The organism is Escherichia sp. R1 (assembly GCF_003000935.1).
Classification (GTDB): domain Bacteria; phylum Pseudomonadota; class Gammaproteobacteria; order Enterobacterales; family Enterobacteriaceae; genus Escherichia; species Escherichia coli.
On sequence record NZ_PSRU01000001.1, the window covers coordinates 326768 to 340993 of the forward strand.

At 53.3% G+C, this 14226-nt stretch carries 15 protein-coding genes and 1 pseudogene; 8 read left to right on the top strand and 8 right to left on the bottom strand.

The window, feature by feature from the left end; translation table 11 throughout:
• Window positions 1-47: 47 nt before the first annotated feature.
• Window positions 48-1409, bottom strand: coding sequence for an ATP-dependent RNA helicase RhlE (gene rhlE / locus C4F37_RS01625; RefSeq protein ID WP_000007119.1), 1362 nt, complete (start codon window positions 1407-1409; stop codon window positions 48-50).
• A 228-nt stretch (window positions 1410-1637) separates the two neighbouring features.
• On the opposite strand from rhlE, the gene cecR reads away from it, so the two are divergent.
• The 5 genes from cecR to C4F37_RS01650 are packed head-to-tail and all read left to right on the top strand — an operon-like array spanning window position 1638 to window position 7279.
• Entirely contained in the window at window positions 1638-2309 is a 672-nt protein-coding gene (gene cecR / locus C4F37_RS01630) for a DNA-binding transcriptional regulator CecR (protein ID WP_001295890.1), read from the top strand.
• Window positions 2310-2311: 2 nt separating this feature from the next.
• Entirely contained in the window at window positions 2312-3307 is a 996-nt protein-coding gene (gene hlyD / locus C4F37_RS01635) for a secretion protein HlyD (RefSeq protein WP_001334148.1), read from the top strand.
• On the top strand, window positions 3300-5036 hold the full coding sequence (locus C4F37_RS01640) for an ATP-binding cassette domain-containing protein (protein ID WP_001538488.1): 1737 nt from the start codon (window positions 3300-3302) through the stop codon (window positions 5034-5036). The genes hlyD and C4F37_RS01640 overlap by 8 nt, the downstream gene beginning before the upstream one ends.
• Entirely contained in the window at window positions 5029-6162 is a 1134-nt protein-coding gene (locus C4F37_RS01645; RefSeq protein ID WP_000070131.1) for an ABC transporter permease, read from the top strand. The genes C4F37_RS01640 and C4F37_RS01645 overlap by 8 nt, the downstream gene beginning before the upstream one ends.
• Before the next feature lie 10 nt (window positions 6163-6172).
• The gene (locus C4F37_RS01650; RefSeq protein WP_000469031.1) at window positions 6173-7279 is read left to right on the top strand and encodes an ABC transporter permease; all 1107 of its coding nucleotides are present in this window, start codon (window positions 6173-6175) and stop codon (window positions 7277-7279) included.
• Here the strand turns inward: C4F37_RS01650 and C4F37_RS01655 are convergent.
• The gene (locus C4F37_RS01655; protein ID WP_000871982.1) at window positions 7241-7651 is read right to left on the bottom strand and encodes a YbhQ family protein; all 411 of its coding nucleotides are present in this window, start codon (window positions 7649-7651) and stop codon (window positions 7241-7243) included. The genes C4F37_RS01650 and C4F37_RS01655 overlap by 39 nt on opposite strands.
• 132 nt (window positions 7652-7783) lie before the next feature.
• On the opposite strand from C4F37_RS01655, the gene C4F37_RS01660 reads away from it, so the two are divergent.
• The 3 genes from C4F37_RS01660 to C4F37_RS01670 are packed head-to-tail and all read left to right on the top strand — an operon-like array spanning window position 7784 to window position 10739.
• Window positions 7784-8545, top strand: a complete 762-nt coding sequence (locus C4F37_RS01660; RefSeq protein WP_001113339.1) for an endonuclease/exonuclease/phosphatase family protein — start codon at window positions 7784-7786, stop codon at window positions 8543-8545.
• Window positions 8542-9783, top strand: coding sequence for a cardiolipin synthase ClsB (gene clsB / locus C4F37_RS01665; RefSeq protein WP_000650340.1), 1242 nt, complete (start codon window positions 8542-8544; stop codon window positions 9781-9783). Before C4F37_RS01660 ends, clsB begins: the two co-directional genes overlap by 4 nt.
• A complete protein-coding gene (locus C4F37_RS01670; protein ID WP_000045478.1) occupies window positions 9783-10739 on the top strand; it encodes a lysylphosphatidylglycerol synthase domain-containing protein in 957 nt (318 codons plus the stop codon). Before clsB ends, C4F37_RS01670 begins: the two co-directional genes overlap by 1 nt.
• A 35-nt stretch (window positions 10740-10774) precedes the next feature.
• On the opposite strand, the pseudogene C4F37_RS01675 reads toward C4F37_RS01670, so the two are convergent.
• The 6 genes and pseudogenes from C4F37_RS01675 to moaB all read right to left on the bottom strand — a co-directional run bounded on the left by C4F37_RS01675 (window position 10775) and on the right by moaB (window position 14225).
• Window positions 10775-11487 (bottom strand): annotated as a pseudogene (locus C4F37_RS01675) (Bax inhibitor-1/YccA family protein).
• Window positions 11488-11691: 204 nt separating this feature from the next.
• Window positions 11692-12396: a Bax inhibitor-1/YccA family protein gene (locus C4F37_RS01680; RefSeq protein ID WP_000373624.1), complete on the bottom strand. Its 705-nt coding sequence runs from the start codon at window positions 12394-12396 to the stop codon at window positions 11692-11694.
• A gap of 136 nt (window positions 12397-12532) precedes the next feature.
• Window positions 12533-12985, bottom strand: coding sequence for a molybdopterin synthase catalytic subunit MoaE (moaE, locus tag C4F37_RS01685; RefSeq protein ID WP_000852274.1), 453 nt, complete (start codon window positions 12983-12985; stop codon window positions 12533-12535).
• Window position 12986: 1 nt separating this feature from the next.
• Window positions 12987-13232 (bottom strand): molybdopterin synthase sulfur carrier subunit, encoded by a 246-nt coding sequence (gene moaD, locus C4F37_RS01690; RefSeq protein ID WP_000611261.1) that lies wholly within the window; start codon window positions 13230-13232, stop codon window positions 12987-12989.
• A complete protein-coding gene (gene moaC, locus C4F37_RS01695; protein ID WP_000080885.1) occupies window positions 13225-13710 on the bottom strand; it encodes a cyclic pyranopterin monophosphate synthase MoaC in 486 nt (161 codons plus the stop codon). The genes moaD and moaC overlap by 8 nt, the downstream gene beginning before the upstream one ends.
• A 2-nt stretch (window positions 13711-13712) precedes the next feature.
• Complete coding sequence (gene moaB / locus C4F37_RS01700; RefSeq protein WP_000084639.1) at window positions 13713-14225, bottom strand: molybdenum cofactor biosynthesis protein B; 513 nt, start codon at window positions 14223-14225, stop codon at window positions 13713-13715.
• Window position 14226: the final 1 nt, after the last annotated feature.

Consider the following 14226-nt stretch of genomic DNA (forward strand, 5'->3'; position numbering starts at 1 on the left):
TTGTGTTTGTCATCAGTCTCATGCCGGGCATAGCCCGGCATAAAAGATTACTGCGCAGCGGCAGGTTTACGCGGACGGCGGCGACGTTGTTGTTCGCCTGCCGGTTTGGCATCGCCGAGACGACGAGACGGTTTTTCTGCGGGCTTCGCGTTACCAGACTTCGCACCACTTTCCGTACGGCGTGGTTGCTGTTGACCGCGACCACCGCCCTGTCCACGACCGCCGCCACGTTGCTGGCGACCGTTCTGGATCGGTTCGGCTTTGATTGACGGGTCCGGCTCATACCCCGGAATCGCAATGCGCGGGATCTCTTTTTTCAGCAGTTTTTCGATATCACGCAGCAGTTTGTGTTCATCAACACACACCAGCGACAATGCTTCGCCAGTTGCCGCCGCACGGCCAGTACGCCCGATACGGTGAACATAATCTTCCGGTACGTTTGGTAACTCATAGTTGACGACGTGCGGCAACTCTTCGATATCCAGACCGCGCGCAGCGATGTCAGTTGCCACCAGTACACGAATATCGCCCGATTTAAAATCGGCCAGCGCACGAGTACGCGCACCTTGCGATTTATTACCGTGGATCGCCGCACTACGGATGCCGTCTTTATTAAGCTGTTCAGCCAGATGGTTAGCGCCATGTTTGGTACGGGTAAACACCAGCACCTGCTGCCAGTTCCCTTTCCCAATCATATGCGACAGCAATTCGCGTTTGCGTTTCTTATCGACAAAGTGAACGTGCTGGGTCACCTGATCAGACGCAGTATTGCGGCGTGCCACTTCGATTTCCAGCGGGTTGTGCAACAGTTTTTCCGCCAGGGCTTTAATATCGTCAGAGAAGGTCGCGGAGAACAACAGGTTCTGGCGCTTCGCTGGCAGTTTTGTTAACACGCGACGGATATCGTGGATAAAGCCCATGTCGAGCATGCGGTCAGCTTCATCAAGGACGAGGATTTCAACCTGATCCAGCTTCACTGCATTTTGATGTTCCAGGTCCAGCAGACGTCCCGGCGTTGCCACCAGCACATCAACGCCGCCGCGCAACTTCATCATTTGTGGGTTAATGCTGACACCGCCAAACACCACCAGCGAACGAATGTTCAGATATTTGCTGTAATCACGGACGTTTTCGCCAATCTGCGCCGCCAGTTCACGGGTCGGGGTAAGAATGAGCGCGCGTACCGGACGACGCCCTTTGGCGTGCGGCTGGCGAGTGATCAGGTGTTGCAACAGCGGCAGCGTAAAGCCCGCTGTTTTGCCGGTACCGGTCTGGGCGCTGGCCATCAGGTCGCGGCCTTCCAGCACCGCAGGGATCGCCTGCTGCTGAATAGGGGTGGGTTCACGGTAACCCTGCTCGGCAACGGCGCGCAGGATATCAGGGCTTAAACCCAAAGAATCGAAAGACATAACTACTCCGAACCGCCCCGACCGTTACCGGTGTAGTTTTCAGGGAGATACTGAAAAGGAAAATGACAAAAACCACAATGTCATGAGGGAGCGGAGTGTAGCAGTTTTTGTGACGCAGCGCATAAATTATCCCTGTGACTGGCGTAGCTAAAATTCTTAGCCATACTGGACAACTCCCCTATGGAGTCATAATCTTAATCAATCATTTGATTAAGAATGGACTGTGCGATGAATAATCCTGCCATGACAATCAAGGGTGAACAGGCGAAAAAACAGCTGATTGCTGCGGCACTGGCACAGTTTGGTGAATATGGAATGAACGCCACCACCCGCGAGATAGCCGCCCAGGCCGGGCAGAATATCGCAGCCATCACCTACTACTTCGGTTCGAAAGAAGATTTGTACCTCGCCTGCGCCCAGTGGATTGCTGATTTTATTGGCGAGCAGTTCCGTCCACACGCCGAAGAAGCCGAACGTTTGTTCGCACAACCACAGCCGGATCGGGCAGCCATCCGTGAACTGATCCTTCGCGCCTGCAGAAACATGATTAAGCTGCTCACCCAGGATGACACCGTCAACCTCAGCAAATTTATCTCCCGTGAGCAGCTCTCTCCCACGGCAGCCTACCACCTGGTGCACGAACAGGTGATTAGTCCGCTACACAGTCACCTTACACGCCTGATTGCCGCCTGGACCGGCTGCGACGCTAGCGATACCCGCATGATCCTTCATACCCATGCGTTGATTGGTGAGATTCTGGCGTTTCGTCTTGGCAAAGAAACTATTCTGTTACGTACCGGCTGGACCGCGTTCGATGAAGAAAAGACCGAACTGATCAACCAGACGGTGACCTGTCATATTGACCTGATTTTGCAAGGATTATCGCAAAGGAGTTTGTAGTGATGAAAAAACCTGTCGTGATCGGACTGGCGGTAGTAGTACTTGCCGCCGTGGTTGCCGGAGGCTACTGGTGGTATCAAAGCCGCCAGGATAACGGCCTGACGCTGTATGGCAACGTGGATATTCGTACGGTGAATCTTAGTTTCCGTGTTGGGGGGCGCGTTGAGTCGCTGGCGGTGGACGAAGGTGATGCGATCAAAGCGGGCCAGGTGCTGGGCGAACTGGATCACAAGCCGTATGAGATTGCCCTGATGCAGGCGAAAGCGGGCGTTTCGGTGGCTCAGGCGCAGTATGACCTGATGCTTGCCGGGTATCGAGATGAAGAAATCGCTCAGGCCGCCGCAGCGGTGAAACAGGCGCAAGCTGCCTATGACTATGCGCAGAACTTCTATAACCGCCAGCAAGGACTGTGGAAAAGCCGCACCATTTCGGCAAATGACCTGGAAAATGCCCGCTCCTCGCGCGACCAGGCGCAGGCCACGCTGAAATCAGCGCAGGATAAATTGCGTCAGTACCGTTCCGGTAACCGCGAACAGGACATCGCCCAGGCGAAAGCCAGCCTCGAACAAGCGCAGGCGCAACTGGCGCAGGCGGAGCTGAATTTGCAGGATTCGACGCTGGTCGCTCCGTCTGATGGCACGCTGTTAACGCGCGCGGTAGAGCCCGGCACGGTGCTTAATGAAGGTGGCACGGTATTTACCGTCTCGCTGACGCGTCCGGTGTGGGTACGCGCCTATGTTGATGAACGTAATCTTGACCAGGCCCAGCCGGGGCGCAAAGTGTTGCTTTATACCGATGGTCGCCCGGACAAGCCGTATCACGGGCAGATTGGTTTCGTTTCGCCGACTGCTGAATTTACCCCGAAAACCGTCGAAACACCGGATCTGCGTACCGACCTCGTCTATCGCCTGCGTATTGTGGTGACCGACGCCGATGATGCGTTACGCCAGGGAATGCCGGTAACGGTGCAATTCGGTGACGAGGCAGGACATGAATGATGCCGTTATCACGCTGAACGGCCTGGAAAAACGCTTTCCGGGCATGGACAAGCCCGCCGTCGCACCGCTCGACTGCACCATTCACGCCGGTTATGTGACGGGGCTGGTTGGGCCGGACGGTGCGGGCAAAACCACGCTGATGCGGATGCTGGCGGGATTACTGAAACCCGACAGCGGCAGTGCCACGGTGATTGGCTTTGATCCGATCAAAAATGACGCTGCGCTGCACGCCGTGCTCGGCTATATGCCGCAGAAATTTGGTCTGTATGAAGATCTGACGGTGATGGAGAACCTCAATCTGTACGCGGATTTGCGCAGCGTCACCGGCGAGGCACGGAAGCAAACTTTTGCTCGCCTGCTGGAGTTTACGTCTCTTGGCCCGTTTACCGGACGCCTGGCGGGCAAGCTCTCCGGTGGGATGAAACAAAAACTTGGCCTGGCCTGTACCCTGGTGGGCGAACCGAAAGTGTTGCTGCTCGATGAACCCGGCGTCGGCGTTGACCCTATCTCACGGCGCGAACTGTGGCAGATGGTGCATGAGCTGGCGGGCGAAGGGATGTTAATCCTCTGGAGTACCTCGTATCTCGACGAAGCCGAGCAGTGCCGTGACGTGTTACTGATGAACGAAGGCGAGCTGCTGTATCAGGGAGAACCGACGGCCCTGACTCAAACCATGGCCGGACGCAGCTTTCTGATGACCAGCCCGCACGAGGGCAACCGCAAACTGTTGCAACGGGCATTGAAACTGCCGCAGGTCAGCGACGGCATGATTCAGGGGAAATCGGTACGTCTGATCCTCAAAAAAGAGACCACGCCAGACGATATTCGCCATGCCGACGGGATGCCGGAAATCGACATCAACGAAACTACGCCGCGTTTTGAAGATGCGTTTATTGATTTGCTGGGCGGTGCCGGAACCTCGGAATCGCCGCTGGGCGCAATATTACATACGGTAGAAGGCACACCCGGCGAGACGGTGATCGAAGCGAAGGAACTAACCAAGAAATTTGGTGATTTTGCCGCCACCGATCACGTCAACTTTGCCGTTAAACGCGGGGAGATTTTTGGTTTGCTCGGACCAAACGGCGCGGGTAAATCGACCACCTTTAAGATGATGTGCGGTTTGCTGGTACCGACCTCTGGTCAGGCGCTGGTGCTGGGCATGGATCTGAAAGAGAGTTCTGGTAAAGCGCGCCAGCATCTCGGCTATATGGCGCAAAAATTTTCGCTCTACGGCAACCTGACGGTCGAACAGAATTTACGCTTTTTCTCTGGTGTGTATGGCTTACGCGGTCGGGCGCAGAACGAAAAAATCTCCCGTATGAGCGAGGCGTTCGGCCTGAACAGTATCGCCTCCCACGCGACCGATGAACTGCCATTAGGTTTTAAACAGCGGCTGGCGCTGGCCTGTTCGCTGATGCATGAACCGGACATTCTGTTTCTCGACGAACCGACGTCCGGCGTTGATCCCCTCACCCGCCGTGAATTTTGGCTACATATCAACAGTATGGTAGAGAAAGGCGTCACGGTGATGGTCACCACCCACTTTATGGATGAAGCGGAATATTGCGACCGCATCGGCCTGGTGTACCGCGGGAAATTAATCGCCAGCGGCACGCCGGATGATTTGAAAGCGCAGTCGGCCAACGACGAGCAACCCGATCCCACAATGGAGCAGGCCTTTATTCAGTTGATCCACGACTGGGATAAGGAGCATGGCAATGAGTAATCCGATCCTGTCCTGGCGTCGCGTGCGGGCGCTGTGCGTCAAAGAGACGCGGCAGATTGTTCGCGATCCGAGTAGCTGGCTGATTGCGGTAGTGATCCCACTGCTACTGCTGTTTATTTTTGGATACGGCATTAACCTCGACTCCAGCAAGCTGCGCGTCGGGATTTTACTGGAACAGCGTAGCGAAGCGGCGCTGGATTTCACCCACACCATGACCGGTTCGCCCTACATCGACGCCACCATCAGCGATAACCGTCAGGAACTGATCGCCAAAATGCAGGCGGGGAAAATTCGCGGTCTGGTGGTTATTCCGGTGGATTTCGCCGAACAGATGGAGCGCGCCAACGCCACCGCACCGATTCAGGTGATCACCGACGGCAGTGAGCCGAATACCGCTAACTTTGTGCAGGGGTATGTCGAAGGGATCTGGCAGATCTGGCAAATGCAGCGCGCGGAGGATAACGGGCAGACTTTTGAACCGCTTATTGATGTACAAACCCGCTACTGGTTTAACCCGGCGGCGATAAGCCAGCACTTTATTATCCCCGGTGCGGTGACCATTATCATGACGGTCATCGGCGCGATTCTCACCTCGCTGGTGGTGGCGCGAGAATGGGAACGCGGCACCATGGAGGCTTTGCTCTCTACGGAGATTACCCGCACGGAGCTGCTGCTGTGTAAGCTGATCCCTTATTACTTTCTCGGGATGCTGGCGATGTTGCTGTGTATGCTGGTGTCGGTGTTTATTCTCGGCGTGCCGTATCGCGGGTCGCTGCTGATTCTGTTTTTTATCTCCAGCCTGTTTTTACTCAGTACCCTGGGGATGGGGCTGCTGATTTCCACGATTACCCGCAACCAGTTCAACGCCGCTCAGGTGGCCCTGAACGCGGCTTTTCTGCCGTCGATTATGCTTTCCGGCTTTATATTTCAGATAGACAGTATGCCCGCGGTGATCCGCGCGGTGACGTACATTATTCCCGCACGTTATTTCGTCAGCACCCTGCAAAGCCTGTTCCTCGCCGGGAATATTCCGGTGGTACTGGTGGTGAACGTGCTGTTTTTGATCGCTTCGGCGGTGATGTTTATCGGCCTGACGTGGCTGAAAACCAAACGTCGGCTGGATTAGGGAGAAGAGCATGTTTCATCGCTTATGGACGTTAATCCGCAAAGAGTTGCAGTCGCTGCTGCGCGAACCGCAAACCCGCGCAATTCTGATTTTACCCGTGCTGATTCAGGTGATCCTGTTCCCGTTCGCCGCCACGCTGGAAGTGACCAACGCCACCATCGCCATCTACGATGAAGATAACGGCGAGCATTCGGTGGAACTTACTCAACGTTTTGCCCGCGCCAGCGCCTTTACCCATGTGCTGCTGCTGAAAAGCCCGCAGGAGATCCGCCCGACCATCGACACACAAAAGGCGTTACTACTGGTGCGTTTCCCGGCTGACTTCTCGCGCAAACTGGATACCTTCCAGACCGCGCCGTTGCAGTTGATCCTCGACGGGCGTAACTCCAACAGTGCGCAAATTGCCGCCAACTACCTGCAACAGATCGTCAAAAATTATCAGCAGGAGCTGCTGGAAGGAAAACCGAAACCCAACAACAGCGAGCTGGTGGTACGCAACTGGTATAACCCGAATCTCGACTACAAATGGTTTGTGGTGCCGTCGCTGATCGCCATGATCACCACTATCGGCGTAATGATAGTCACTTCACTTTCCGTCGCCCGTGAACGTGAACAAGGTACGCTCGATCAGTTGCTGGTTTCGCCCCTCACCACCTGGCAGATATTCATCGGCAAAGCCGTACCGGCATTAATTGTCGCCACCTTCCAGGCCACCATTGTGCTGGCGATTGGTATCTGGGCGTATCAAATCCCCTTCGCCGGATCGCTGGCGCTGTTCTACTTTACGATGGTGATTTACGGTTTATCGCTGGTGGGATTCGGTCTGTTGATTTCATCGCTCTGTTCAACGCAACAGCAGGCATTTATCGGCGTATTTGTCTTTATGATGCCCGCCATTCTCCTTTCCGGTTACGTTTCGCCGGTGGAAAACATGCCAGTGTGGCTGCAAAATCTGACGTGGATTAACCCTATTCGCCACTTTACGGACATTACCAAGCAGATTTATTTGAAGGATGCGAGTCTGGATATTGTGTGGAATAGTTTGTGGCCGCTACTGGTGATAACGGCCACGACAGGGTCAGCGGCGTACGCGATGTTTAGACGTAAGGTGATGTAACTTCTTATCTTTCGCCAGCAAAGACACCACCGCAGGGCCGGCAAGGATTGCCAGCCCTGCAATTGCCAGCAAAAAGTTGTTTTCCAGTACGCGGGACAACAGCCACAGCACAATCAGCGCTGCACCAAAATACCAGGTCGTGGTCAGCTCTTCCAGCACGTCTGCCACCTCACGCCAGCGTTGCTCGGGGTGGCGCTGAAACACCAGCATCATCACTACCGTGACACAATACAGTGCGCATAATCCTACGCCGACGTGAACCAGAGTTTTACTCATCCAGCCCACCACCAGCAGCGCCACTACCAGTAAATGCAACATAATCTGCCAGCAACTTAGGCCAGTTGCGACACGAACACGTTGTTGCCACTTCATGGCTTCTCTCCTGAAGAATTTATCTCTACTTATTCAGAGTACCGAACTTTACGGAAAATTCCGTAAGACCGCACCTTTTTGTGACGCCGACTACACTATTTCAATGAGATAAGAGGCAAAGACAGGAAAATTATGCCCGATCAAACACAACAATTTTCGTTCAAGGTGCTCACCATCAATATTCACAAAGGCTTTACCGCGTTTAACCGACGCTTCATTTTGCCGGAACTTCGCGACGCCGTGCGTACCGTCAGCGCCGATATTGTTTGCCTGCAGGAAGTGATGGGCGCGCACGAAGTTCATCCGCTGCATGTGGAAAACTGGCCCGATACCTCGCACTACGAGTTTCTCGCCGACACCATGTGGAGCGATTTCGCCTACGGTCGCAATGCCGTATACCTGGAAGGACATCACGGTAACGCCGTTCTTTCACGTTATCCCATTGAACATTATGAGAATCGTGATGTTTCGGTCGATGGTGCGGAAAAGCGCGGCGTGCTCTACTGCCGCATTGTGCCGCCGATGACCGGGAAAGCGATTCATGTGATGTGCGTACATCTGGGCCTGCGTGAGGCGCACCGTCAGGCGCAGCTTGCGATGCTCGCCGAATGGGTGAATGAGCTACCGGACGGCGAACCGGTATTGGTAGCGGGTGATTTCAACGACTGGCGGCAAAAAGCTAATCATCCGTTAAAAGTGCAGGCCGGGCTGGATGAGATTTTTACCCGCGCCCACGGACGCCCGGCGCGCACGTTTCCGGTGCAATTTCCTCTACTACGACTGGACAGGATCTACGTCAAAAATGCCAGCGCCAGCGCGCCAACCGCGTTGCCGCTGCGGACATGGCGACACCTTTCTGATCATGCCCCTTTAAGTGCGGAGATTCATTTATGAAATGTAGCTGGCGCGAAGGCAATAAGATCCAGTTGCTGGAAAACGGCGAGCAATATTATCCCGCGGTGTTTAAGGCGATTGGCGAGGCGCAAGAACGCATCATTCTTGAAACGTTTATCTGGTTTGAGGATGACGTCGGCAAACAGCTGCATGCGGCGCTATTGGCAGCAGCGCAACGCGGGGTAAAAGCGGAAGTCTTGCTGGATGGCTACGGTTCGCCGGATCTCAGCGATGAGTTTGTCAATGAACTGACGGCAGCTGGCGTGGTGTTCCGCTACTACGATCCCCGCCCTCGCCTTTTTGGTATGCGCACCAATGTGTTTCGCCGGATGCATCGCAAAATTGTGGTGATCGACGCGCGTATCGCCTTTATTGGCGGGCTGAATTACTCCGCCGAGCATATGTCCAGCTACGGCCCGGAGGCCAAACAGGATTACGCGGTTCGCCTCGAAGGGCCGATTGTCGAAGATATTCTCCAGTTTGAGCTGGAAAACCTGCCAGGACAGAGCGCGGCGCGACGCTGGTGGCGACGTCATCATAAAGCGGAAGAGAACCGCCAGCCGGGAGAAGCGCAGGTATTGCTGGTCTGGCGCGATAACGAAGAACATCGCGATGATATCGAACGTCACTATCTGAAAATGCTCACTCAGGCGCGGCGGGAAGTGATTATCGCCAACGCCTACTTCTTCCCCGGCTATCGTTTTTTACACGCCTTGCGTAAAGCGGCACGGCGCGGGGTGCGGATCAAACTGATCATTCAGGGCGAACCGGATATGCCGATTGTCAGAGTCGGCGCACGTTTGCTGTATAACTATCTGGTTAAAGGCGGCGTTCAGGTATTTGAGTACCGCCGCCGCCCGCTCCACGGCAAAGTGGCATTGATGGACGATCACTGGGCGACAGTAGGGTCCAGTAATCTCGATCCGCTCAGTTTGTCACTGAATCTCGAAGCAAATGTCATCATCCACGATCGTAATTTTAACCAGACGCTGCGCGATAATCTGAACGGCATTATCGCCGCAGATTGTCAGCAGGTCGATGAGACCATGCTGCCGAAACGCACCTGGTGGAACCTGACCAAAAGCGTGCTGGCGTTCCACTTTTTACGCCACTTCCCGGCGCTGGTGGGCTGGCTTCCGGCGCACACGCCACGTCTGGCGCAGGTTGGTCCCCCCGCACAACCGACAATGGAAACGCAGGATCGGGTAGAAACTGAAAACACGGGGGTAAAACCCTGATGAGTAAATCACACCCGCGCTGGCGCTTAGCAAAGAAACTCCTCACCTGGCTGTTTTTTATCGCGGTGATTGTGTTGCTGGTGGTCTACGCCAAAAAAGTGGACTGGGAAGAGGTCTGGAAGGTCATCCGCGACTACAATCGCGTTGCGCTGCTTAGTGCGGTCGGGCTGGTGGTCGTCAGTTATCTGATTTACGGTTGCTACGACCTGCTCGCCCGTTTCTACTGCGGTCACAAACTGGCGAAGCGCCAGGTGATGCTGGTGTCGTTTATCTGCTACGCCTTCAACCTGACACTCAGTACCTGGGTCGGCGGCATTGGTATGCGCTATCGTTTGTACTCCCGACTGGGGTTACCGGGCAGCACTATTACGCGGATTTTTTCGCTCAGTATTACCACCAACTGGCTAGGCTATATTTTGCTAGCGGGGGTTATCTTTACCGCAGGCGTGGTGGAGTTGCCGGATCACTGGTATGTCGATCAAACTACGCTGCGTATTCTCGGTATTGGCTTACTGATGATTATCGCGGTTTATTTGTGGTTTTGCGCTTTCGCGAAGCACCGCCATATGACCATCAAAGGGCAAAAGCTGGTGCTGCCTTCGTGGAAATTCGCCCTCACCCAGATGCTGATTTCCAGCGTTAACTGGATGGTAATGGGAGCGATTATCTGGCTGTTACTTGGTCAAAGCGTGAACTATTTCTTTGTACTGGGCGTGTTGCTGGTTAGTAGTATTGCTGGCGTCATCGTGCATATTCCGGCGGGAATTGGTGTGCTGGAAGCGGTGTTTATCGCGCTACTGGCTGGGGAGCATACCTCCAAAGGCACAATTATCGCCGCCCTGCTCGCTTACCGTGTGCTGTATTACTTTATCCCACTGCTGCTGGCGCTGATCTGTTACCTGTTGCTGGAAAGCCAGGCGAAGAAGCTACGGGCGAAAAATGAAGCGGCGATGTGAAGTATAGTTAAGTTCTTTAGTATGTGCATTTACGGCTAATGAAAAAACCGCGTATGCCTTTGCCAGACAAGCGTTATAGCTATAGCGGCAAGAATCCCAAAGAAGCCGATAAAATAGTAATAGAGTGTTAATGCACCTATAAAAGCACAACGAACCGAACTCCATAATTCTTCACTATGGCTTTTTCCTGTCAGTTCAAGGAGCTTATTTCGTCCATGCGAGATAATGCCTGACCATAAGACAATCATTAAGCAACTTATTACCCAAATGGGTCGTTCACTCATTAATGTGGCATTCACGATGATTACCAGGGCCAACCCTGTCAACGTCATCATAATGATAAAACGGTGAGAACCAGGATCAAATTTAAACAATAGACCTGCCAGCATACTGATTAAAAACATCGATCCCGCAGTGCTGAACACGACGATAATGGCAGATACAGGCGCTAAACTCGCAACGACAATCGCCACCAAAGAGATTAAAAAAAATATATTACGCCCGCGATGGCGGTATTTATCTTGTTGATATCTTTACTTAAGCCATACATAGAAAGTAATAATAATCCTATAGCAACATACATTTGCGGTGAATCATATTTTGTTGCCGTAATTTCGAGATACTTAGCGCCCCAGGCCAGTCCTGCGGTTGTCACCAAACCCAAAGCGGTAATGAGCCATATGCCGTTTAATATCCTGGCTTCGTGCTGAAAATCTAATTTATTGCTATTTTGCGAGTATGATTCCATTCTTTTAGTTGTCCTTAGAAAAAACATTAATATTCACCATCAATAAATTTAAAACCACGCATACAAAATACTTTTGCATTTATGGATACAGAAAACGCTTCCGCTCGTCCATAAGGCATATTTTATACCTGGTACTTGTTAAGTGTCGTTTTTAATAAGAAAAAAATCCCGACACATGGCCGGGATATTGATGATGAAAAAGAATTAACGGCGGTTGCCGAAGATCCGCAGCAACATCAGGAACAGGTTGATGAAGTCCAGATACAAGGTTAACGCGCCAAGAATGGAATATTTGCGCAGGTTCGACGTGTCGCGAGTATCAATCTGCTCACCCATATTTTTCAGTTTCTGGGTGTCATACGCCGTCAATCCGACAAAGACAATCACGCCGATGTAGGTGACTGCCCACATCAATGCTTCGCTTTTCAGCCAGAAGTTAACCAGCGATGCCAGCACAATGCCGATTAACGCCATAAACAGCATATTGCCAAAGCCGCTTAGATCGCGCTTCGTGGTGTAACCGTACAGGCTCATTGCGCCGAACATCCCGGCAGTAACGACGAAAGTACTGGCGATAGAAGCAGCGGTATAGACAATGAAAATACTGGAAAGCGTAAGACCCGTCAGCGCCGAATAAAGCATAAAGAGCATCGTCGTTACACCTGCGCTCAGCTTTTGAATCATCGCTGATAACACAATAACCAATGCTAATTGCGCGATGATCAGACCGATTAAAAAGACACGGTTAGTAAACAACAGCTCCATCACGGCCGCGGAATTAGCCGCATACCAGGCAACAAATGCTGTCAGCAACAAGCCAACGGTCATCCAGCCATAGACTTGCGCCATATAAGTTTGCAAGCCAGCCCGGGGTTGTACGATTGAATCAGAACGTGGGAATCTGTCCATGACTTTCTCCTGAAGATATAAGGAATATCTTAAGGATACTGCAAAATGATGAGGCTGTGCATCGACGCAGCGTAAACGTATGTACTGAGCGGTGAAATTGCCGGACGCAGCGGTGCCTTATCCGGCTAACAATAAACTACCAGCGTTTTGCCGCCTGCTGATCGCTCTCCCGAGCTTCGACCCAGCGGTCGCCTTCCGGCGTGGCTTCGCGCTTCCAGAACGGTGCGCGGGTTTTGAGATAATCCATAATAAACTGCCCGGCTTCAAACGCACTGCTGCGATGCGCACTGGTAACACCGACAAAAACAATTTCATCGCCCGGCCATAATTCACCAATGCGGTGAATTACCGTGACGCGCCCCAGCGGCCAGCGGTTACGCGCTTCATCAACGATTTCTGCCAGTGCTTTTTCTGTCATTCCCGGATAGTGTTCGAGGGTTAATGCTTTGACGCTGTCGCCCAGGTTATGGTTGCGCACCTTACCGGTAAAGGTGACTACCGCACCGTCTTCGTCACGCTCAGCCAGCCACGGGTACTCTTCTCCTACGCTGAACGCCTGCGGGCCGACAACAATTTTGGTTTCTGCCATCTTAACCTCCGGTTACCGGCGGGAAGAAAGCCACTTCGTCGCCGTCAGTCAGCGAATGGTCAAAACTCACCAGCGTCTGGTTGACAGCAGCCAGCAATTTGCCATCTTCCAGCGCCAGCGCCCAGCGATCGCTCTGCGCAGCCAGATGTTGGCGTAACGCTTCAACGGTTGGGAAATCCGCAGCCACTTCGGTTGCATCTGTTCCCACCAACTCGCGCACCTGGGCGAAAAAAAGAACGTTAATCATCCGCTTCCACCTTAAAGTCACCCGACTTGCCGCCGCTCTTCGCCAGCAAACGTACCGGACCAATCACCATATCTTTTTGCACCGCTTTGCACATGTCATAAATGGTCAGCGCCGCCACGGAGGCCGCGGTTAACGCTTCCATTTCGACACCGGTTTTCCCGGTCAGGCGGCATAAGGTTTCTATACGTACCCGATTGTGCTCCGGCTCGGCCTGTAAATTGACTTCAACTTTGCTGAGCATCAGCGGGTGACACAGCGGGATCAGATCCCAGGTGCGTTTTGCCGCCTGAATACCGGCGATACGCGCAGTGGCAAATACGTCGCCTTTGTGGTGGCGACCATCAATAATCATCGCCAGCGTCTCGCTGCGCATGGTGACAAAGGCTTCGGCGCGCGCTTCACGCACGGTTTCCGCTTTGGCGGAGACATCCACCATGTGCGCTTCGCCAGCGGCGTTGATATGGGTCAGTTGCGACATACTTATTTCTTCAAATGTGGATGGAAATTACACGGACGCGTACGGGCATCCAGCTGTGGCGCAATGATATTTTCCCATGCGGTACGGCACGCTTTGGTCGAACCCGGCATGGCGAAAATCAGCGTTTTGTTAGCGACGCCCGCTACCGCACGAGATTGCAACGTGGAAGTGCCAATCTCTTCGAACGACAACATCCGGAACACTTCACCAAAACCTTCAACTTCACGGTCGAACAACGGCAGCAGCGCTTCGGGAGCCTGATCGCCTTCCGTCAGGCCAGTACCACCCGTAATCAACACCACTTGTACATCATCGCTGGCGATCCACGCAGATACCTGAGCGCGAATAGCGTAGCGGTTTTCTTTCACAATGGCTTTATCGACAACGTGATGGCCCGCTTCTTGCGCCGAATCGCGCAGATAGTGACCGGAGGTATCGTCTTCTTCACCGCGACGATTAGAAACCGTAAGAATAGCAATACGGGTCGGGATAAATTCAGTGCTTACCTGACTCATC